This window comes from Micromonospora sp. CA-246542 (genome assembly GCF_050942905.1).
Lineage (GTDB): Bacteria > Actinomycetota > Actinomycetes > Mycobacteriales > Micromonosporaceae > Micromonospora.
The window spans coordinates 4,654,059-4,675,191 of record NZ_CP192040.1 but is presented as its reverse complement, the minus strand read 5'-3'; the positions used below and the strand labels follow the sequence as shown (position 1 = coordinate 4,675,191).

At 69.4% G+C, this 21,133-nt stretch carries 18 protein-coding genes; 8 read left to right on the top strand and 10 right to left on the bottom strand.

Annotated elements, in window-relative coordinates; translation table 11 throughout:
- Positions 1 to 41: 41 nt before the first annotated feature.
- The 3 genes from ACQP0N_RS21690 to ACQP0N_RS21680 form a co-directional block, all read right to left on the bottom strand.
- A complete protein-coding gene (locus tag ACQP0N_RS21690; protein WP_433113641.1) occupies positions 42 to 899 on the bottom strand; it encodes a hypothetical protein in 858 nt (285 codons plus the stop codon).
- A 205-nt stretch (positions 900 to 1,104) separates the two neighbouring features.
- A complete protein-coding gene (locus tag ACQP0N_RS21685; RefSeq protein ID WP_433113640.1) occupies positions 1,105 to 1,539 on the bottom strand; it encodes a hypothetical protein in 435 nt (144 codons plus the stop codon).
- 218 nt (positions 1,540 to 1,757) lie between these two features.
- Positions 1,758 to 2,243, bottom strand: a complete 486-nt coding sequence (locus ACQP0N_RS21680; protein WP_433113638.1) for an HIT family protein — start codon at positions 2,241 to 2,243, stop codon at positions 1,758 to 1,760.
- Between the two features lie 283 nt (positions 2,244 to 2,526).
- Here ACQP0N_RS21680 and ACQP0N_RS21675 point away from each other — a divergent pair, with 283 nt between their 5' ends.
- From ACQP0N_RS21675 to ACQP0N_RS21645, 7 genes are all read left to right on the top strand, one after another.
- On the top strand, positions 2,527 to 4,332 hold the full coding sequence (locus ACQP0N_RS21675) for a BTAD domain-containing putative transcriptional regulator (RefSeq protein ID WP_433113636.1): 1,806 nt from the start codon (positions 2,527 to 2,529) through the stop codon (positions 4,330 to 4,332).
- Between the two features lie 2 nt (positions 4,333 to 4,334).
- A complete protein-coding gene (locus tag ACQP0N_RS21670; RefSeq protein ID WP_433113634.1) occupies positions 4,335 to 5,798 on the top strand; it encodes a TIR domain-containing protein in 1,464 nt (487 codons plus the stop codon).
- Positions 5,799 to 5,864: 66 nt separating this feature from the next.
- On the top strand, positions 5,865 to 8,156 hold the full coding sequence (locus ACQP0N_RS21665) for a serine/threonine protein kinase (RefSeq protein ID WP_433113632.1): 2,292 nt from the start codon (positions 5,865 to 5,867) through the stop codon (positions 8,154 to 8,156).
- Complete coding sequence (locus ACQP0N_RS21660) at positions 8,153 to 9,463, top strand: hypothetical protein (protein WP_433113631.1); 1,311 nt, start codon at positions 8,153 to 8,155, stop codon at positions 9,461 to 9,463. Before ACQP0N_RS21665 ends, ACQP0N_RS21660 begins: the two co-directional genes overlap by 4 nt.
- On the top strand, positions 9,460 to 11,316 hold the full coding sequence (locus ACQP0N_RS21655; RefSeq protein WP_433113629.1) for an AAA family ATPase: 1,857 nt from the start codon (positions 9,460 to 9,462) through the stop codon (positions 11,314 to 11,316). The genes ACQP0N_RS21660 and ACQP0N_RS21655 overlap by 4 nt, the downstream gene beginning before the upstream one ends.
- Positions 11,313 to 11,951: a 4Fe-4S cluster-binding domain-containing protein gene (locus ACQP0N_RS21650; protein ID WP_433113627.1), complete on the top strand. Its 639-nt coding sequence runs from the start codon at positions 11,313 to 11,315 to the stop codon at positions 11,949 to 11,951. Before ACQP0N_RS21655 ends, ACQP0N_RS21650 begins: the two co-directional genes overlap by 4 nt.
- Entirely contained in the window at positions 11,939 to 12,475 is a 537-nt protein-coding gene (locus tag ACQP0N_RS21645) for an FHA domain-containing protein (protein WP_433113625.1), read from the top strand. Before ACQP0N_RS21650 ends, ACQP0N_RS21645 begins: the two co-directional genes overlap by 13 nt.
- A 128-nt stretch (positions 12,476 to 12,603) precedes the next feature.
- Here the strand turns inward: ACQP0N_RS21645 and ACQP0N_RS21640 are convergent, their stop codons facing one another.
- Entirely contained in the window at positions 12,604 to 12,804 is a 201-nt protein-coding gene (locus ACQP0N_RS21640; RefSeq protein ID WP_433113623.1) for a DUF4260 family protein, read from the bottom strand.
- A 132-nt stretch (positions 12,805 to 12,936) separates the two neighbouring features.
- On the opposite strand from ACQP0N_RS21640, the gene ACQP0N_RS21635 reads away from it, so the two are divergent.
- Entirely contained in the window at positions 12,937 to 14,811 is a 1,875-nt protein-coding gene (locus tag ACQP0N_RS21635; RefSeq protein WP_433113622.1) for a S8 family peptidase, read from the top strand.
- Positions 14,812 to 14,872: 61 nt separating this feature from the next.
- Here the strand turns inward: ACQP0N_RS21635 and ACQP0N_RS21630 are convergent, their stop codons facing one another.
- The 6 genes from ACQP0N_RS21630 to ACQP0N_RS21605 are packed head-to-tail and all read right to left on the bottom strand — an operon-like array spanning position 14,873 to position 21,030.
- The gene (locus ACQP0N_RS21630; RefSeq protein WP_433113620.1) at positions 14,873 to 16,180 is read right to left on the bottom strand and encodes a sulfate adenylyltransferase subunit 1; all 1,308 of its coding nucleotides are present in this window, start codon (positions 16,178 to 16,180) and stop codon (positions 14,873 to 14,875) included.
- Complete coding sequence (gene cysD, locus ACQP0N_RS21625; protein WP_433113618.1) at positions 16,180 to 17,106, bottom strand: sulfate adenylyltransferase subunit CysD; 927 nt, start codon at positions 17,104 to 17,106, stop codon at positions 16,180 to 16,182. The genes ACQP0N_RS21630 and cysD overlap by 1 nt, the downstream gene beginning before the upstream one ends.
- Before the next feature lie 6 nt (positions 17,107 to 17,112).
- Entirely contained in the window at positions 17,113 to 17,976 is an 864-nt protein-coding gene (locus ACQP0N_RS21620; RefSeq protein ID WP_433113616.1) for a 3'(2'),5'-bisphosphate nucleotidase CysQ, read from the bottom strand.
- Between the two features lie 37 nt (positions 17,977 to 18,013).
- Entirely contained in the window at positions 18,014 to 18,844 is an 831-nt protein-coding gene (locus tag ACQP0N_RS21615) for an ABC transporter permease (RefSeq protein ID WP_433113614.1), read from the bottom strand.
- Positions 18,841 to 19,980 (bottom strand): ABC transporter ATP-binding protein, encoded by a 1,140-nt coding sequence (locus tag ACQP0N_RS21610; RefSeq protein WP_433113612.1) that lies wholly within the window; start codon positions 19,978 to 19,980, stop codon positions 18,841 to 18,843. The genes ACQP0N_RS21615 and ACQP0N_RS21610 overlap by 4 nt, the downstream gene beginning before the upstream one ends.
- Positions 19,981 to 20,028: 48 nt before the next feature.
- Positions 20,029 to 21,030, bottom strand: a complete 1,002-nt coding sequence (locus ACQP0N_RS21605) for an extracellular catalytic domain type 1 short-chain-length polyhydroxyalkanoate depolymerase (protein ID WP_433113610.1) — start codon at positions 21,028 to 21,030, stop codon at positions 20,029 to 20,031.
- Between the last annotated feature and the right edge of the window lie 103 nt (positions 21,031 to 21,133).

The following is a 21,133-nucleotide window of genomic DNA, read 5'->3' as shown; positions in this document are numbered from 1 at the left end:
TGCTGCGGAGATCAGACCGGTTTCTGGTATTCCGCGCCCGATCACCCGCCGACGCGGTCGAGCACGGCTTGCGCGTTCCGGACCACGACCTCGATCCTCTGCTGGGCGGCGCGTAGATCCTGGGCGTGCGCCTGGATCATCGCGGTCTGGTACGCGGACTCGACCGAGAACCAGACGCCCACGACGTTGTTACGGGTCTTGCACGCGACGTCCGCGGTCGCGGTCCGCTTCTCGGCGGTTGAGGGCGTGGCCGGGCGCAGATCTGCAGCTGCCGCAGCAGTCAACGGGTCGAGGTAGTTGTAGCCCTGTTCGTGCATGCACGCGGACCATCTGCCGAACACCTGGCGCACCCGGTGGTCCGTCCGCGCCTGGTCGAAAGCGTTGAAGTCGATCGAGGTGGCGAGGTGCTCGGCGATGTCCTCGGGGCTCGTGAGCTGCAGTTTGCGGCCCGCCTCGCCCGCGCAGCCGCCCGCGGGCACCTCGTGCCCCTGGTAGGTGCGGGTGGGCTGCCCGGCTGGCGCCGGGCGGCCGTCCTCGCTGCCGGTCCAGACGAGCATTTCGGCGGGCGGCACGGCGGCACCCGGCTTTGTGCGGGCGACGGTGCCTTCACCCGGTGCGAGGTGGTAGCCCCACCTGGCGGCGACGGCCGGGTCGGTGACGCCGTACCGGCGCGACATCGGTTCAGGGCCCGCGCGGCCGGTGGCTGCGGCGGGCTGTCGGCGATCGATCCCGAAGCGTCGCATGCAGTCGTCGATAAGGATGGATCGAGCCCGGTCCAGGGTGAGGCGCTGCTCGCCGTCGAGCCGGTACGCCTCGATGGGCAGGACCAGTCCGGCGACACCGTCGGCGCCGCGCATCTCGGTGACGGCGGGCGGACTGGTGATGGTGATCCCGCCCACGCCGTCACGGTCACCTGTGTCGTCCGGGTCGGGGGAGCAAGCCGCCGCGGTTGCGAGCAGCAGCATGAGTGCGCCCCACCGGGCGGTTCTTCGTCCGTGCGATGCCATGTTCGCTGCCCCCGGCTGTTGTCGGTGGCACATGACGCCGCGGCGGCAGGGCCGGCGGCGTCACGTGCCACGAGGGTCTGACGTGTCTGGATGTTGGCTAGTTGGGGGACCAGGAGAGCGACCGGTTGTCGTTGGTGAGACCGGCGAGGTTGTACGGCGCACTGCCCGCATCGCAGCAGACGCCCAGCGCGTACGACGGGCCAGTCATGCCGGGCTCGGACCAGATCACCGGCCGCCACGTCGTGTCGTAGTTCGATGCCGAGCCGGCGTTGTTCCAGACCCGGGTGCCGTGGCCGGAGCCGGACGGCCCGAAGTAGAGAGCCGGGCTCTTCATGTCGTTGATCAAGCCGTTGAGGCAGATGGAGGCCCCCTGCTGCTGTTGCCCGTAGTAGAGGACAACCGGACCGCCCGAGCGGACGGTGCAGTTGGTTTCGACCCCGGCCGACGCCGATTCGGGGAAGGCGATCAGCGTGGTGCTGCAGGCGGCGGCCGCAGTGACGAGTCCGTGCAGGACTTTGCGGTTGATTTTCACGGGTTCCTCCCTTGGTGCCTGGTCATACGGCCAGGCATTCGCACATTGGTCCGGTCCTATACCTTTCCGCTGGCGATCGTCGGTGACCTGCCAGCGCACAGGGCAAACGTTTGGAATCCGCGGAGACACTGAATGGACTGGCCACCCGCCGCATTGTCCGTACGCGGTCGGTGGCCTAACCGCGTGGCGAGGCTCGGTTGACCGTCATGGTCCGGGTGTCAGACCTGGCCGACATGTCGTCCCCCTGCTGCGGGCCGGTGCGCCCGGGAACAGGGCGGCATGGCGGCATGGATCCGTTCAGCGGTCCGCTCGAGCCGGGTGGTGTCGATTGTGGGTGCCCGCGCCGGCCAGATGGTCTGGATCGGATCCCCGTGCCAGCGGGGAACCAGGTGTACGTGAAGGTGGGGAATCGTCTGTGAGGCAGCCTGGCCGGCCGAAATGATCAGGTTGAGACCATCCGACGCGAGTGCCTCTCGGATGGCATGGGACACGTCGAGAACGGTGTCCATCAGCGGCTGGACGTCCTCCGAGGCCAAGGCCCACAGGTCGGTCACGTGCCTTCGCGGTATCACCAGAGTGTGCCCGGCGGCTGCGGGCAGTAGCGGGACGAAAGCCACCGTCTGCGGGGTTTCATAAATCCGCAGGGCCGTTGCCGTGCCGTCACCGATCTGGCAGAACACGCAGGTCCCGACGTCGTCGCTCATCCGTTCGCCCCTCTTCCGCCGCATGCTCCCATCAGAAGCGAGAGTCGAATTCCTCCGGCATCGACGTGTTCACCGTTCTGGTATGCGGCGCTCCCATACCGCGCCCGACTCTGCTTCAGTCGAGGTGGAAGAGTCGACGTGCGGTGGGGGGAGTGAGGGCACCATGCCGCTACCGCAGATGTGCCTTCTGCCAACGAGCACGGTGGTCTGGGCGGCCCGAATTGCCGAGGTGGTCGGAGCGATGACCCCGTATATTCGAGTCCTCCCATGGGTGGAGGCTCCAGTGAGGTTTTCGGTGCTCGGTCCGCTGCGGGCTCTCCGGGACGGCCGCCCTGTCGTCCTGCGTGGTCATCGGGAGCGGAGGATTCTGGCGGGGCTGCTGACCAGGCCGAACGGGCTGGTGACGCACGATCGGCTGGTCCGGGTGGTGTGGGACGACCCTCCCGCGACGGCGCGACGACAACTGCAGAACTGCGTCTGGCAGTTGCGGCGTCAACTCCACGATGAGGTCGAAGGAGAGCGGATCAGTGGAGCCCCTGAGGGCTACCAGATCAACGTCGACCGGACCGACCTCGACGCGCTGGTGTTCGACAGGCTCCTCGACGAGGCTCGTCGGCTCCGCGGGCGCCACCAGGACCAGGAGGCGATCGACGCGTACGACGAGGCGCTCAGCCTGTGGCGGGGAGCGGTGGCGCTCGACGGGGTGCGGACCTCCTGGATCGAGGCTTGGGCGGCCAAGCTTGACGAGCGCCGGATCTGCGGCCTGGAGGAGCGGGTGGAGGTCCACCTGCGACTGAGTCACCACCAGGCGATGGCCTCCGAACTGACGGGGCTGGTCGCCGAACATCCACTGCGGGAACGACTCGTCGGGCAACTGATGGTCGCGCTGTATCGCGGCGGCAGGCAGGCGGACGCCCTCCGGGAATACCAGCAGCTGGCCCACCGCCTCGCCGAGCTGGGGCTGACTCCCAACCCGCACCTGGGACAGCTGCAGGTGATGATCCTCCGCAACGACGCGGCCCTGGAGATCAGCTCCCAGTCGCCGGGGCATCCGCGAGCCCGGTCTGCCGTGGCGCCGTCCCGGGGAGCGGGCCCGAATCCGGCCCCACTGCCCGCGGTGTGGCTTCCATCGACGCTGCCGGACCGCTCGGTTGACGGTGCGTCACCGTTCGAAGAACTGCTGCGCCGTATGCGTCAGGCGGCGCAGACGACCAGCCCTCGGGTGTTGCTACCGACCCTCGCCGCGCAGGTGCGGACTCTGCGAGGGCTCGCCGAGGTCAGCATGCTGGCCGAGCGCGTGGAGCTTCTTCACCTGGCCGCCCGGTACGCCGAGTTCACCGGTTGGATGGCACAGGAGGCCGGCGATGACGCCGCCTGTCTGCAATGGACCCGCACCGCAGTCGCTCTTGCCGAGGCTGCCGGCGACGGGGATTTTGGCCGGTTGTTCGCAATCCGTCAGGCTGACATCGCCCTCTACGACGACGATCCGGCGCGCACGTTGACCGCTGTCGCACCAGTGGTCAGGGACGCGGACGCTCCGCCGCAACTCCGGCGGCTGGCGTTGGAACGGGTGGCTCAGGGCTCCGCCCTCATCGGCAGGTCGGACGACTTCCACGCGGCGCTGGTGGAGGTGGGTCGGGCGCACCGACAGTTGGCCGGTGGGATGCCCGTGTTCGGGTCGGGCAACATGCCGGACCCGGCGGCGATCGTGCAGGGCTGGGGGCTGGTCGATCTCGGGTCGTACCGGGAGGCTGCGCACATCCTCGATCGGGAGGTGCTCAGGATCAGCCCGGCGGCGAGCCGGGCCCGAGCCCGTTATGGCGTTCGCCGACTGCTCGCCCACGTCGGCGCCGGCCACCTCGATGCGGCCCTGGAACTCGCTCCGGACGTGCTGGACGGCATCGAACTGATCGACTCGGCGACCATCCGCACCGACCTGCGCCGACTGCGTCGGCTGCTGGCCCGCTGGTACCAGGACCCCACGGCCGCACCATTGACCGCCCGGCTCACCGAGGTCCTGACGCCGGCGGCACGAGCCGACGCGTACGGCCTTGGACCGGCCGACGATTCCAGCCGACGGATCGGGTGAGCATGAGCGGCATCTTCGTGAACTACCGTCGCCACTTCCGCGAGGGCGGCGACGGCAGCGAACCCGCTCTGGTCGAGGCGCTCGCCGACCGGCTCCGGCGGCACTTCGGGGACACCGAGGTGTTCCTGGATGTGGAGTCCATCCCCGTCGGCGAGCGGTACCCCAACCAGCTCCGGGCCCGGCTGAGCGACGCCGAGGTGCTGATCGCCATCATCGGTCCCGGCTGGCTGGCGGAGACCCGACATCGGGCGACCTGGCCGGCGAAGGACTGGGTCCGCTGGGAGATCGCGGAGGCGTTGCGGCTGCCGAGCACGGTTGTCGTCCCGGTCCTGCTGGGCGAGACCCCTGTCCCGGTGGCGGATGACCTTCCGGCGGACATGCGTGACCTTCCGGCACGCCAGTCGCAGCGTATCCGGCACGGCACGTTCCGCCTCGACGTCACCCGGTTGATCGAGGCGCTGGAGGCGCACGTCCACCCGACCTGGATTCCGCCCGAGGAGCCCGCGAAGACGGCCGGAGTCTCCGGACGGCTGACGAGGGTTCTCGCCGGTGCGGTCGGACCAGCGATCCTCGCCGCCCTTCCGTACTACTACTCACAAGCGAAAGAGTCAGAGTCAGACCCGCTTGGCGAGATTTTGCAGACCTACGCACTGGTGGTCTTCTTCGTCGCCCTGCTGCCTGTTGTCTTCTTGGCTGCGGCGTTGCATCTGGCGGAATCCTTGAACAGGTTCGAACGCGCCCTCGTGGTAGCGAACCCGGCAGCCCTGCTGCTGGGGCAGGGCATGGCGATGACCTTCGTTCTGGGATTGATTCTTGGTGTGGTGGTGGCCCCCGATGCGACCGGGGAAAGCCTCAGCTTCCTCGTCTCATTTGTCCTGGTGTTCATGGCCATGCCGATTGTTGGTGGCTATTACCTCATCCTTGAGCAGGCTGCACGGCAGTGGCCGCCGGCTGTCCCGGCCCGCGGTGAGACCGCCGGCGGCCGCGCCCTCCGGGTGATGGCGCAGTACCGGCAACGTTCGGCCTCCCGATCCTTGCCGTTGTCCCGCCTGGAGCGCGATCAGACCGCGTGGGTGCACGGGCGCCTCGAGGAGGCGATGAACGGTCTGCGCGAGGAGACTCGGCGAGGCTGGGTCGATCAGATCAAGTCGATGGAGATCTTCTTCATCCTTCTCATCTCGCTTCAACTTCCGACCGTCACTCTCCCTGCCCTGTTGCTTCCGTGGGGACTCAGTCGTCAGGGTGCGGGCCCGGTTTGGATCCTGGGCGGTGTCGCGGTGGCTCTTGTTGTCCCCATCCTCGGGCCGTTGGCGTGGGTGTTGTACGTGCGCATAAAACGACTGAGGACCGACCGGATCGTGGAGGAGATCGACTCGTTTCTGCGCGAGCTTGAGACCACGCTGGCCGCCGGCCATCAGTCGGTGGCCGTGGGTTCGCACCCGCTGTCCCCAAGGGATCAACTATGAGTAGAGCTGGGGCCAGCGCGACGGGTCAGCACGCCACGACGCGATCTAGCGGACGGTAGGCGGCAGGTGAACCCGCGACCGCCTGCCGAGGGTGACGTGCCGCCGACGCGCCGCGAGGCCGATCGGACCGTCGACCCCCGGCCACAGGTTCCCGCCACACGCCGGGAGCACCCGGTCGAGTCCGGTGTGGCCGTACCGGTGACCGCCGGTCTGCTGCGGCTGCCCGACCGGGTGTCGGGCTGGTCGGTGATCGCGGCGTTGCCGGCGGGCGCGGAGGCCGACGTCTTTCTACTGCGCGACGCGGCGGGCGACGACCGGGTGTTGAAGATCTACCGGCCGGGGATCGTCATCGACGAGGACGCGGTCGACCGGCTTGTCGGGCTGCGCAGCGAGAGGTTGGTGACGCCCATCGACTTCGGTGTCGCTGAGGGCCGGCGCTGGGAGCTGAGCGAGTATCTACCGGCTGGCACCCTGGCGGACTTCATCGACCAGGATCCCCGCCCGGTGCCACCGGAACTGCTGCGGCACGTGGTCGCCGAGCTGACCGAGGCACTCGGCGAACTGCACTCGGCGACCATCGTGCACGGCGACCTCAAACCGTCGAACATCATGGTTCGGAGCCTTCCCCCGGACCTCCGGCTGGCGCTGGCCGACTTCGGACTGAGCAGGTACCTCGGTCCAGCATCGGTGCGATTCACCAGCCGCGGCGTGACGTTCGCCTATGCGGCGCCGGAGAGTTTCGCCGGCGCCTACTCCCCGGCGGGCGACTGGTGGGCCGTCGGTGTGGTGGTCCGACAACTCGCCACCGGCCAAGCCCCGTTCGAGGGTCTCGACGAGCGAATCATCCAGCACGAGGTGACAATCCGGGGCGCTTCCGTCGACAGCGTCGCGGACCACCGGCTGCGGCTTCTCTGCGAAGGGCTTCTGGTCAGCGACCCAGACCACCGGTGGGGCGAGGCGCAGGTCCGGCGGTGGCTGTCCGGCGGATCGCCCGAGGTGCACCGTCCGGCGTCGACGCGACGGGCCACGCCGCTGATCCTGAAAGGGGTGCCCTACCGCACCCGCTCGCAGGTCGCACGCGCGATGGCGGCCCACTGGAGCGACGCGGTGGACACGTTCCTGCGACGCGTCGGCACGCGAAGAGACCCCGGCGAGGGGTGGCGCGTGCTGCGCGCCTGGCTGGAGCAGTTCGACGACGATGTCGACGAACGGATCCGGCTGATCGACCAGGCGTTGACCCACCCGGATCACACCCCCGATGTGCGAATGGTGCATCTGCTGCGCTGGCTGGACCGGGGGCAACCGGCGACCTACCTGGGACTGCGCGTGGGGTCGGAGCACCTTGCCGATGTAGCGGCTGTGGCGGTGAGGGAGCCGGACGGCCGCGCGGCCACGGCGGTCCGTGACCTGTGGCGGTACTCGCTCCTGCCGGTGCTCGCCGACTTCGACGACGGCCAGGCCCTCGTGCAGGTGGACACACGCTGGCGGAGCTCGGCACAGGACCTCGACGCGCTCGGCACCCGGGTCGATCTGCCGCCACAGGCTTCGTCGATGCTGGCGGCACGCCGAACCGAGCACCGGGCCGTCCTGCTCAGCGTCGCCGCCGATCCGGATCGGTTGCGACCGCTGCTGGACAGCGCGGTTCGGGATCGCGGAGAAGTCACCGAGCACCTGGACTGGTTCGAGGGACTGCCTCCGGTGACCGACGTGGCCAGCGCGCTGTGTGTGTTGACGGTCGTCCCCGCCGCCGTGCAGGAGTGCGCCGGCATCGTCGAGGCCCGTACCCGGGGACAGCGCGTTCTCGACGAGGAACTGAAGCAGCTCAAGGCCGGGCGGCCGAAGGCCCTGTTGCTCGCCGCGGCGGCCTCCATGATCTGGGCGCTGGTCGTCGCCGCTCCCGTGTTCCTGCCCCATTTCTCTCCCGACCCACGTCTCGTGATCACAGACATGTCGATCCCCGTCGCGGAATGGCTGGTACCCACCCTGGCCGAGGTGGGCTTCGCGGTGCGGGCTGGATCCTTCTACCATCCGCGTTGGTCCGCGCTCGACCGAATGCGGTGGCTGGTTCGTCGCGTGCCCACCGGCTGGGCGGCGCTTCGCAGGGGCGCCAACCGGGTCCGGGGCGGCGCTCCGCCGTTGCTGCTCGGTGTGCTGGCGTTGGCCTGCTGCTGCGGCAGCCCGTTCCTCTGGTCGGCAGCGCTGCTGGCCGTCGCCATGGTCGCGCTCATCGGGCCGGTGGTGCATCTCGGCTGGACCGGCACCCGGATATGGCGTTTCGGTCGGTTCCGGCGACAACGAAGCCGTGACTTGCTCGGCAGCGAACCCACTGAGCGGCGAGACGGGGGCGAAGCGGAATGAGCGCTGGCAGCGTGGTGGTGTTCCCGGTGGCGGCCGTGATCGGCACCGCGACCGTCGTCGGAATCCGCGCCACGGCGGCACTCGGCGAGCTACTCCAGGTGAGCCCAGCCGAGGCAGCCGCCCGCAACGCGCGGATCCGGGCACACACCACCGCACGGCGGCAAGCCGTCGCCGCCCAGGAGTCGCAGCGGGACCAGGCTGTCCACGCCTGGGAACTGCGACTTGAACGCCGGGCGGCCGCCCGGGTCGACGCGGCGTACGCGGCGTCCGCCCTCGCACAGCAAGGACTGCCGGCGGAGCCCGCGCTGGCCCAGCCCGCCGTCTCGGCGCCCGATTCGGTCTGGGACGCCTGGTGCGACGACGTCGGCCGGGTCCTGGAGGGAGTGTTCAGGCGCGTCTCCGCCGCCCGGGCGGCCACCGCGGCACGGAGTCTCGCGGACCTGCTGCCACCGGTGTCGGCCGCGGCGTTGCGGACTGCGGCGGACGAGATTGGCCAGCCGGAGCCGTTGCCCGGCGGTGGTTCGGACCCTTCTGCCGCGGTGGTGCGCATCCTCGCGGGCCTGGACGCGATGGCCACCGCTGAGGGCCGCGCCAGAGCCGAGGCCGCCGCCGCTGATGTCTGGCGCCGGCCCGACGAGCGACGGCCCCGCCTGCGGCAGGTGCAACTGCGGGTGCAGGAGGCCAACAAACTGGCGCGGGTCCGTCGCGCGGATGCCGTCGTCGCGGCGGAACTGCTGGACGCGATGGAACCGTACGCGGCGCAGCAGGATCTTGACACCGGCGCCCTAGACCGGGTCAGTGCGGGCCTCGTCGACGTGGTGTCCGGCCGGGCGGAGCTCAACGACGAATTGTTGTACGAGGTTGAACAACTGCGGTCGGAGATGGAGGAGCGAGCGTTGGCGATCGCGGTCCAGGACGCTGTGGCGGACGCGCTGACCGAGCTGGGCTACAGCGTGGGCACCGAGTTCAGCGTCGGGCAACCCAGTACGGGCAGGCTCGCGGTGAGCCGACCCGACGACGCGGACCACCTGGTGCGTATGAAGGTCGACGCAAGGGCGCGCAGGATCCAGTCGATGGTCTACCGGACCGGACCCGGCGAGAACCCCCACGCCGATGCGGCAGCCGAGCACCGCTGGTGCGCCGACCTGGAACAGGCGCTGAACAGTCTCCGGGAGGCCGGCCTGCCGTGCGCGCACACCGAGCTGCGTCCCCCGGGCGCCGAACCCACGCCCCGCACGGCTCCGCAGCGGCGCACCGAGCCCCGGCGCCGGCTCAGAAGCCGCGAGGCGGAGGGAGACGTACGGTGATCGACGACCTCGCGGGCTGGCCGGCGTTCGCCCGCGAACTGCACGCGACACTGCCGACCCAGTCGCAGTACGTGTTGTGGGGCAACGCCCACGATTCGTACCTCATCGACACGCCCACCGGAGTGCGGCTGCTGTCCCTCACCGACGTGATACGTGAGCTGCTGGACCGGAGCGGCTACACGTTCGTACTCGATCATGATCTGATCGATGCCGGTGTCGTGCACCAGGTCGGCAGAAGCGACGTGACGACTGCCACCCGCGCCCTCCTCGACGACGGGTATCGTCCCGGCGGCCCGACGCCCGACCTGGGCGCGCTGTTCGTCCAGCTCGCCGCGATCGCCCAGCCCCGCACCAATGTGCGGGCGGCAGCCATCGTCCGAGCGGCGCATCTGCTGCGGCATCCGAGCGATCCGGACGACGCCGAGCGGCAGTTCCTGCGCCGCATGGAGAAGCTGGCCCGTTCGGCGCGGCCGGTCGCGGCCGAATCCGGTCGGACGCAGAGCCTGTACAACCCGATGATCTGGTTGGTGGAGAACGAGAGTGACCTGCCGGCCTGGTTGACCGCGGGCAAGGACCGGATCCGCGTGATCAGCCTGCCCCGACCGGACTACGGCGATCGGGAACGCTGCGCCCGCCGGCTGTTGCAGGGCCAGATCCCCGACGCGACGTTGCCCGAGCGGGCTCGCTCGTTTGCCGAGCAGTCCGAAGGACTCACCCTGCAGGGCATGATCGAAGTGACCAGGCTGGCGCGCGATCGTGGGCTGAGCCCGGAGCAGTGGCCCGACGCGACCCGAACGTTCAAGCTCGGGGTATTGGACAATCCCTGGCGCCGCGACTACCTGCACACCCGGATCCGAGACGGGGAACGGTCCCTGCCCCAGCGGATCATCGGCCAGCGCCAAGCCGTGACCAAGACCTTGGACATCCTCAAACGCGCCGCTCTCGGCCTGTCCGGCGCCCATGCGGCACGGGCTTCGGCACGCCCGCGCGGAGTTCTGTTCTTCGCCGGTCCGACCGGGGTGGGCAAGACCGAGTTGGCCAAGGCAGTGGCCCATGTGGTGTTCGGCGACGAGGCGGCCTACCTGCGGTTCGACATGAGCGAGTTCTCCGCCGAGCACGCCGGCGATCGGCTGATCGGCGCTCCGCCGGGCTACGTCGGTTTCGAAGCCGGCGGAGAACTCACCAACGCCGTGCGTCAGCAACCCTTTCGGGTCATCCTGTTCGACGAGATCGAGAAGAGCCATCCGCGCATCCTCGACAAGTTCCTGCAGATCCTCGAGGACGGCCGGCTCACCGACGGCCGCGGCGGTACTGCCCACTTCTCCGAATGCATCCTGATTTTCACCAGCAACCTCGGCATGTACGTCGACGACGGCACGGGCCAGTTGACGCAGACGGCTACGCCGGGCACTCCCTACGACCAGGTCGAGGCGACCGTGCGGGCAGCGATCGAGGATCACTTCACCCGGGTCCTCGGTCGGCCCGAGCTGCTCAACCGCCTCGGCGACAATGTCGTGGTGTTCGATTTCATCGGGCCGGCGGCGGCCGAACAGATCTTCGAACTCCAACTCGGCAACGTGCTCCGGCGCCTCAGCGAAGAACACCACGTGTCGGTCACGCTTGACCAGCCGGTCCATGCGCGCGTGCTCAGGGAGTGCACGCGCGACCTGGCCCGAGGCGGCCGGGGGATCGGCTCGGCCCTGGAGACCGCGCTCGTCAACCCGCTGGCCCGCGCCCTGTTCGACCGGCTGGCAGCACCGGTGAGCGACGCGCCGGCGTCCGGCGACACGACGTCGCTCGTCGTGACGGCCTGGCGGCGTCAGGCCGACGTCATCACCGTGGAGCTGTCATGACAACCATCGAGATCAGTCGCCTCCACCACCCGGTCACCACCCTGGGATACGGCAGGAGGGCCGGAATTTGGCTGCAAGGCTGCACCCTCGCCTGCCCCGGCTGCCTCGCCCGGGACACCTGGTCTCGCCGCCCCGACCGGTCGGTCCCCGTCGAGGAGGTGCTCGACTGGCTCGCATCGCTTCCCCAACCGATCGACGGTGTGACGATCTCCGGCGGCGAACCGCTCCAGCAGCCGGTCGCGCTCACCGCGCTGCTGCGAGGGATAACCACCTGGCGGCACACCAGGCCGATCGACATCCTGCTCTACACGGGATACGGCTGGTCGCGTGCCGCACGGCTGCCAGAGCTACGCGCGAGCTGCGACGCGGTGGTCGCGGGTAGGTACGTCGAGCGGCGTAACAACGGTGACACCCCACTGCGTGGCTCGGCGAACCAACGCGTCATCACCCTCAGCCCGCTTGGCGACCAGCGATACGGCGAGGCCGCTCAGCTCGTCCGGGCAGGCTTGCAGACCGGCGTACTCGACGGCCGGCTGTGGCTGGTCGGGATCCCACGGCCCGGCGAACTCGACCAGATCGCCGATCATCTGAGGGCCCGCGGCATCGGCGTCGGGGAATCGACATGGAGCGGCTGATCTGCCGCGCCTGCGGCGCACCGGTCGGCTCCGGCGACATCGTGTGCGGGAACCCGGACTGCTATGCGAACCTCACCGCCGTCTCGGCGGTCATCGAGGCCGACAACCCCGTCACCCCGCAGCCGATCGACCCGGTCGCCGTGGACATCGCCTGTCCGTCGTGCGGAACGGCGTGTCCGCCGGGGAGCCGGATGTGCCCGCACTGCCTGACTGTGCTCGAAACCGTCCTGACGATCGCGTTGCTCGACCCGCCGTGGCAGACAGTGCTCGAGACCGGAGCAACCCTGATCCTCGGTCGGGACCCCGGCTCACCGGCGGCGGCCGCGCTGTCCGGCCACGACGCTGTCTCGCGACGACACGCGGCTGTCACGACGGCGCTGGACGGGGCCGCGACGGTGACCGACCTGTACTCCACGAACGGTACCTGGCTGGACCAACAGCGGCTTGAACCCGGCATACGCCACCCGCTTCGACCTGGGGCCACCCTGCGACTCGCATCGACCGCGACGTTTCAGGTCGAGTGACAACCCGAGCCAACCGCCCCCGGCGCGGCGGGCACTCGACTTTCGGCCCTCCGGACGGGCAAGGGCGGGCGGGCGCGATACCGGCGCAGCCCCTCGGCCGCTCTCCTGAGCGCCGCGCCCCACAGCGATCATTGATCTGTCCCGGTGTGCCGAGCCTTCCCGATCCGGCCGAGGTGAGTGTGCTCGAATCCCTCGGTGGACTTGAGGCCGTAACCGAGCGCGCCGTCGACCACGACATCGTCACATAGGCAGGCGAAGAATCGATGGCACGTCTCGGAATGACCACTAAGCCCGTGATCTGGAATGAATTGCCATACCTTGACCTCCATCTTATGGGCGGTATCGAGGGTCCTGGATCTGTCTTCTGCCGCCATCATTTAGTAATCTCTTCTCAATCGGCCAACATCGATTCCTCGTCGTGGGCGAGCGGACGAAGTGTGCCGAATCGGAGGGAGGGGAGAATGAGTCTCCCGAAAAGATCATTTGTGGTGGGCGCCGTCGCGGTGCTGGCACTCACCGCCGCCTCGCCGGCCGTGGCGGCCGAACCGGAAGGCACCATCCGTAGTGCCGGCGGCGCCACGGCTGTCACCGACAGCTACATCGTGGTGTTCAAGGAGAGCGCGGTGGGTCGGGCGCAGGTCGGCGCCACGGCCAGCAGGCTGGCGGGTCAGCACGGCGGAGCGGTCGCCCGGACCTACTCCACGGCTCTGCGCGGCTTCGAGATCACGGCCGGCGCCAAGGCGGCGGCCAGGATCGCCGCGCACCCCGATGTCGCGTACGTCGAGCAGAACCACACGGTCCGCATCTCCGGGACACAGCCGAACCCCCCGTCCTGGGGCCTGGACCGCGTTGACCAGCGCAACCTGCCGCTCGACAGCTCGTACACCTATCCGAACACGGCGACCAACGTGCACGCGTACATCGTCGACACCGGCATCAACTTCGCCCACAACGACTTCGGTGGCCGCGCCACGTCCGGCTACGACGCTGTCGACGGCGGCTCGGCGGACGATTGCAACGGGCACGGCACGCACGTCGCCGGCACCGTCGGCGGCTCGTCGTACGGCCTGGCCAAGGGCGTCCAGTTGGTCGGCGTACGGGTGCTGAACTGCTCGGGCAGCGGCACCAACGCCGGTGTGATCGGTGGCATCGACTGGGTCACCGCGAACGCGATCAAGCCGGCTGTGGCGAACATGAGCCTCGGTGGTAGCGCCAACTCCTCGCTCGACACGGCCATCAACAACTCGATCAACTCCGGCGTCACGTACGCGGTCGCGGCCGGCAACGGCAACGCCCTCGGCGTCCGGCAGAACGCCTGCAACTACTCCCCGGCGCGGGTGGCCTCCGCGATCACCGTGGGTGCGACGCAGAACAACGACGCGGCCGCGAGCTTCTCCAACTTCGGCACCTGTGTCGACATCCTGGCTCCGGGCGTCAACATCACCTCGGCCTGGTACAACGGCAACACCGCGACCAACACCATCAGCGGCACCTCGATGGCCTCGCCGCACGTCGCCGGCGCGGCGGCGCTGGCGCTGTCGGCGAACCCGTCCTGGACCCCGCAGCAGGTCCGCGACTACCTGGTCGGCAACTCCACCCCGAACGTGGTGACAAACGTCGGCACCGGGACCCCGAACCAGTTGCTCTACGTGGGCGGCGGCGGCACGCCACCGGCCGACGACTTCTCCGTCGGGGTGTCGCCGACGGCCGGTTCGACCGCGCCGGGCGGCTCGGTCAGCCCCACCGTGAGTACCGCGACCACCAGCGGCTCGGCGCAGTCGGTGAGCCTGTCGGCGAGCGGGCTGCCGAGTGGCGCCACCGCCTCGTTCAGCCCCGCCACGGTGACCTCGGGCGGCTCGTCCACGCTCACCATCGCCACCTCGGCGAGCACCCCTGCCGGCACCTACGGCGTCACGGTCACCGGTACCGGCACCGCGGGTGCGCGTAGCGCCACGTACTCGTTGACCGTGACCGGCTCGGGTGGCGGCGGCTGCTCGGGCACCAACGGCGCCGATGTCGCGATTCCCGACACCAACACGGCGGTGACCAGCGGCATCGTCATCACCGGCTGTAACCGTAACGCCTCCTCGGCGTCCACCGTGGCGGTCGATATCGTGCACACCTTCCGGGGCGACCTGATCATCGATCTGGTGGCGCCGGACGGTACGGCCTATCGGCTGAAGAACCAGAGCTTCCTGGACGGTGCCGACAACGTCAACGCCACCTATACCGCGAATCTCTCCACCGAGCCGGCGAACGGCACCTGGCTGCTCCGGGTGCGCGACGTCTTCTCCGGTGACACCGGCTATATCAACTCCTGGACCCTTACCGTCTGAGACGTGACGAAGGGCCCTTCCCGCTCCGATTTCCGGTAGCGGGAAGGGTCCTTGCCGTAAGTCAATTGGTGTCGACGATCATTCCGGCAGCGATGGTGCGGTTGGTGGTTTCGTCGATCAGGATGAAACCACCGGTGGTGCGGTTTCGCCGGTATTCGTCGGCGAGGAGCGGGATGGTCGTACGCATGCGGACCCGGCCGATTTCGTTGAGTCCGAGTTCGGTGGCAGCCTCGTCACGATGCAGCGAGTTCACATCGAGTCGGTAGTGCAGCTCGCGGATCACGGCCCGGGCGGTACGGGTGGTGTGCTTGATGGCGTACTTCGCGCCGGGACGCAGCGGGGTGGCCTCGTCCATCCAGCAGATCATCGCCTCGATGTCCTGCGCGACCGCCGGGCCGTTGTGGGGCCGGCAGATCAGGTCGCCCCGGGAGATGTCGATCTCGTCGGTCAACCGGACCGTGACCGACATCGGCGGGTACGCCTCGGCGACCGGTCCGTCCGCGGTCTCGATCCCCGCGATCCGGGAGGTGAACCCGGAGGGGAGAACCAGAACCTCGTCTCCCGGCTTCAGCACACCCGAAGCGACCTGGCCGGCGTAGCCCCGGTAGTCGGTGACCGTGGTCGACTGCGGACAGATCACGTACTGCACCGGGAACCGGACGTCGACCAGGTTGCGGTCACTGGCGATGTGCACCCGCTCCAGGTGGTGCAGCAGTGACGGGCCCTCGTACCACGGGGTGTGCTCCGAGCGGGTCACGATGTTGTCGCCGTGCAACGCCGAGACCGGGACGACGGCGAGGTCCGGCACCTCCAACTTCGCCGCGAACGCGGTGAACTCGTCGGCGATCCGCTCGTAGACCTCCTGCGACCAGTCGACCAGGTCCATCTTGTTGACGCACAGGACGAGGTGGGGCACCCGCAGCAGCGAGCAGAGGAACGCGTGCCGGCGGGACTGCTCGACCAGGCCCTTACGGGCGTCGACCAGGATCAGCGCCAGGTCGGCGGTGGAGGCGCCGGTGACCATGTTCCGGGTGTACTGGATGTGCCCCGGGGTGTCGGCGACGATGAACTTGCGCCGGGGCGTGGCGAAGTAGCGGTACGCCACGTCGATCGTGATGCCCTGCTCCCGCTCCGCCCGCAGGCCATCGGTCAGCAACGCCAGATTCGTGTACTCGTCGCCGTTGGCCGCGCTGGCCGCCTCCACGGCTGCCAACTGGTCCGTGAACAACGACTTGGTGTCGTAGAGCAACCGACCGATCAGCGTCGACTTGCCGTCGTCGACGCTGCCCGCCGTCGTGAACCGCAACAGGTCCATCGCCCGGCCCTCGGGCGCTGCGCCCTCGACCACCGCGACCCCGGTCGTAGTCATCAGAAGTAGCCTTCCCTCTTGCGGTCCTCCATCGCGGTCTCACTCACCCGGTCGTCACCCCGGGTCGCCCCCCGCTCGGTGATCCGGGTCGCCGCGACCTCCTCGATCACCAGGTCCACCGTGTCCGCCTCGGACAGCACCGCCGCGGTGCAGGAGGCGTCGCCGACGGTCCGATACCGCACCCGCGCCTTGAACGGCTCCTCCGAGCCTCGGGGCACGATGAACTCGTTCACCGCATAGAGCATTCCGTCGCGTTCGATCACCGTACGTTCGTGGGCGTAGTAGATCGACGGCAACGCCAGCCGTTCCTGGGCGATGTAGTGCCAGACGTCCAGCTCGGTCCAGTTCGACAACGGGAACACCCGGATCGACTCGCCCGGGTGATGCCGCCCGTTGTACAGCGACCACAGCTCCGGCCGCTGGTTCTTCGGATCCCACTGACCGAAGTCGTCCCGGAAGCTGAACATCCGCTCCTTGGCCCGCGCCTTCTCCTCGTCCCGCCGCGCCCCGCCGAACAACGCGTCGAACCGGTACTTCTCCACCGCCGCCAACAGGACCGGGGTCTGGATCCGGTTCCGCGTCCCGTCGGCGGATTCGCGGACCAGACCTGCCTCCAACGCCTCGGGTACGCTCGCCACCACCAACTGCAGGCCGAGTTCGGCGACCCGCTGGTTCCGGTATTCCAACACCTCGTCGAAGTTGTGCCCGGTGTCGACGTGCATCACCGGGAACGGGATCCGGGCTGGCGCGAACGCCTTCTGGGCCAACCGGAGCATCACGATCGAATCCTTGCCGCCGGAGAAGAGCAGGACCGGGCGTTCCAGTTCGGCCACCACCTCGCGCATGACGAAGATGCTCTCCGCCTCGATCGCGTCCAGGTGCGACACCCGGTACGCCGCCGCGGGCGTCGTGTCGTTTGTCGTCATCGCGGATCAGCCGGCTGCCGTGGCCGGTGCCGGCACCGGGGTCAGGTGTTGCCGCAGCGCGGCGAGGAGTGGGGCGGCCAGCTCCGGCCGGCAGACCACCAGGTCCGGCAGCCGGGGATCAGCCTCGTTGTAGCTCAACGCGGAACCATCGATGCGGGAAGCGTGCAGACCCGTGGCCGTCGCCACCGCCACCGGTGCCGCCGAGTCCCACTCGTACTGACCGCCCGCGTGCACGTACGCGTCGACCTCACCGGTGATCACCGCGGCGATCTTCGCCCCGGCCGACCCCATCGGCACCAACTCGGCACCGACCTCGTCCGCCAATCCCGTCAAGAAAGCCGGCGGGCGACTCCGACTCGCCGCCAACCGGATGGTCCGACCGCTGACCGTCGGTGGCCGGGTCGGGGGTGTCTCGGTGCCGAGGGTACGGAGCTGGGCCGGCAGGGCGATGGCGCCCGCCACGAGCCGGTGCTCCGTCGGCGCGTTCCGTTGCCAGAGTGCGACATGCACCGCCCAGTCCGTCCGGCCCGGCTCGGAGAACTCACGGGTCCCATCCAACGGGTCGACGATCCACACCCGGTCGGCGCCCAGCCGCTCCGGCAGCGGGCCTGCCGTAGCCGTTGCCCAGGCCTGCCGGGCGCCGTCGTCCTCTTCCGAGAGCACGGCGTCGGCGCTTCTGTGCCGCGCCAGTTCAACGCGCAGCAGTTGGTGCGACGCCCGATCACCCGCGCGCTTCAACGCTGCCGGGTCGTGGTGACCGTGCGTTGCGCGGACCTGCAGCAGCAGCCGGCCGGCCCGATCGGCCAACCAGGCGGCGAACGCGCCATCCGACGCGGGGGCCGCTGAGCTGGGGGGTTCCAGCACGTTCATCGACGAACACCTCCGATAGACGCGGTGACCGTGCCGTTCACTGGACGGCACGCCGACTGAAACTTCGGACGCTGGTGACCGTGACCATTGCGGCCACCCCGGTCAGGACCAGCAGACAGACCCACGCCGGTATGTGCGCGACGCCGGGCAACATGGCCCCGCGCACGCCCTCGGAGACGTAGGTCATCGGGTTGAGGGCGGTGACCGTCTGGAACCATGGCATCGAGGAGAGCCGCGGCCACGGGTAGTGGATGCATCCGGTCCAGATGATCGGGGTCACGACCAGCGAGAACGTGATGTTGATCCGTTGGATGGGCAGGATCATCGCCAGCGTCATGCCGATGCCGCCGCCGATCCATCCGCCGAGCAGGATCGTCAGCAGGACCATCGGTAACCGCCCGGGCTGCCAGGGGGCCGAGCCGACCATCAGTGCGCCCAGTGGGTAGATGAGGGCCGCGGCGACGAGCCCGCGCAGCATCGCGACCACGAGCTTGCCGACCGCTACCAGGTTCGTCGACAGCGGGGCGAGTAGCCGGTCCTCGATCTCCCGGGTGAAGCCGAACTCCTTGACCAGTGGCAGCGCGACGCTCTGCAGCGCGGTGGTGAGCGCGGCGAGCGCGACGATGCCGGGCAGGAACAGGTCGGCGAAGTTCCGGGCGACGATGCCCTGCCCGCCGAGCACCTTGACGAAGACGAAGAGCATGAACAACGGGGTGAGGCCGACCTGGACCAGGATGACCCAGAGTTCCTTGGCCGTCACCAACAGGTCCCGGCGCAGAATGGCCAGGAAGGCCCGACGGGCGCTGGGTCGCGCAGCTGCCGCCGTGGCGCTCGTTGCGGCAACCGGCGGGGCGTCGAGGTCGGTCACCGTGGGTCCCTTCCGGTCAGTCCGATGAAGACGTCCTCGAGGCTCGGCTCGCCGATGCGTACATCGGTGAGGGTCGCCGATCGTGTGGTCAGGACGGTGAGTGCCGGCCCGAGCACGGTGGCGGGATCGGCGGCGAGATGCAGCCGGATCCGGACGCGCTTACGCCCGCCCGGGTCGGGGGCGAGCGTGGCGACCGCCCGCTGCCGGGCCAGCGCGGTCAATGCGGCGGGCATGCCCGCCCCGAACGCCGCGCCGCCGCCGCGGCCGAGGATGGAACGGAGATTGCCGGCCCCGGCCCCGGCGCCGGGCGGCGGCGGGTCGGCGAGCCGTTCACCCTTGCGTACGCCGGAGACCTCGGAAAGCGCACTCAGCAGCTCGTCCGGTTCGTCGAGCGCGGCCAGGGTGACCGTCAGGTCGAGGATCGATCGTCCGGCGAGCCCTCCGACCAGGTTGCCCGGCGTGTCCACGGTGAGCAGCCGACCGTGGTCGACGATGCCGACCCGGTCGACCAGAGCGGCGGCCGCGTTCATCTGGTGAGTGGTCAGTACGACCGTCACACCCCGCTCGCGCATCTCGCGGATCCGGCTCCAGATGAGTCGGCGGGACTGCGGGTCCAGACCGTTGGTGGGCTCGTCGAGGAAGAGCACCGCCGGTTCGTGGATCAGCGCGCGGGCGATCATCAGCCGTTGCACCATGCCGCCCGAGTACGCCTCGATCCGCTTGTCCGCCCGATCCTTCAGGCCGAAGCGGTCCAGGAGCGCATCGGCCCGCGCGTTCCGTACGGCGCGGCCGACCCCGTGGTACGCGGCGTGGTACAGCAGGTTCTGTCGTGGTGTCAGCGACCGGTCCAGATTGTTGTGCTGGGGTACGACGGCCAACTGGGCGCGGGCCGCGACCGGATCGCCGACCACGTCGACCCCGTTGACTAGCGCCCGGCCCCCGGACGCCCGCAAACGGGTGGTGAGGATGCCGATGGTGGTCGACTTGCCGGCGCCGTTGGGTCCGAGCAGCCCGAAGATCTCGCCGGGGGCCACTGTGAAGGACAGCCCGTCCACGGCTGCGTTCGTGCTCCCGGGATAGCGTTTGACGAGGTCGGCGACCTCGACCGCGGCCGGGCTGCCACCACTACTGGGCATCTGCTGCTCCCTCTCGTGAGCTGTCGGATCAGTGGCCGCCGGTGCGGGTCAGCCGCCGGTTCGGGGGTGTGCGTCGAAGAAACGCCAGATGGTCTCGGTCGCGTCCAGCGCGGTCGCGGGTGGGTCCAGGCCGAGCAGGCGTTGCGCCTGCGGTCCGGGCCCGGCGGCACCGGGCCACTGGTGGCCGGCGCCCTCGACGGTGACCAACTCGACCGCCCGTCCCCCGGGGCAGGTGGCGACCGAGGTCCGGACCGGGCCCGAGGCGGTCGTCGCCGGCGCCGGGCATCCGTCGGTGGTACGCCAATTGCCGAGCAGATCGGGGATGGGCGGGCCATCGATCTTGACCGGATTGCGTCCGGTCCCGTCGTTGTCCCGCTTGCCCGGACCACCGCTCAACGGCACTGTCTGGTCCGCCATCCCGTGAATGTGGATCACGGAGGTCGGTGCTGGGGACGGGCACGGGCCGAGTTGGGTCGCCGCCACCGGCCCGATCGCGGCGAACAGCGTCGTGTCGCACGCCAGGCGGTATGCGAGCATCCCGCCGTTGGAGATCCCGGTGGCGTAGATCCGGGTCCGGTCCACCGGAAGCTGGTCGGCCACGGTGGCCACCATTTGCTGGATGAAGGCCACGTCGTCCACGCCGTCCCGGGCCGGTGGGCCGCAGCAGTCCGGGCTGACCGCCCAGGAGCGGCTCATCCCGTCCGGGTAGGCCACGACAAAGCCCTCCCGGTCGGCCTGGGCATTCCAGCCGTAGGAGGTTTCCGCCTGGGTGCCGGTGCCGAGCGCGCCGTGCAGCATGACCACCAGCGGCGCCGGGTTCGACCCGGCGAGGTTGGTCGGCCGGTAGAGGCGGTAGCGGCGCTCCTGCCCGTCGACCACGAGGGTGTGCGTCGAGGAGCCGGTGGGCACGGTGGTGGACACCGGTCCCACCTCGTGCCGCTCCGGATCGTCCCGGAACAGTCCACAGCCGGCCAGCAGGGTGAGCGCTCCGACGAGCGACAGGACCGTGAGCAGGTGTCGCCGCCGACCGCACGGCACCACGCGACGCATCCAATATGCACCAATTTTCACCATAATCGTACCCTGACATGTCAATGTTCAGGTTTTGTAAAGACCTGCACCGATTTGTGTTTGGCGGGGATGGCTCCGCCCG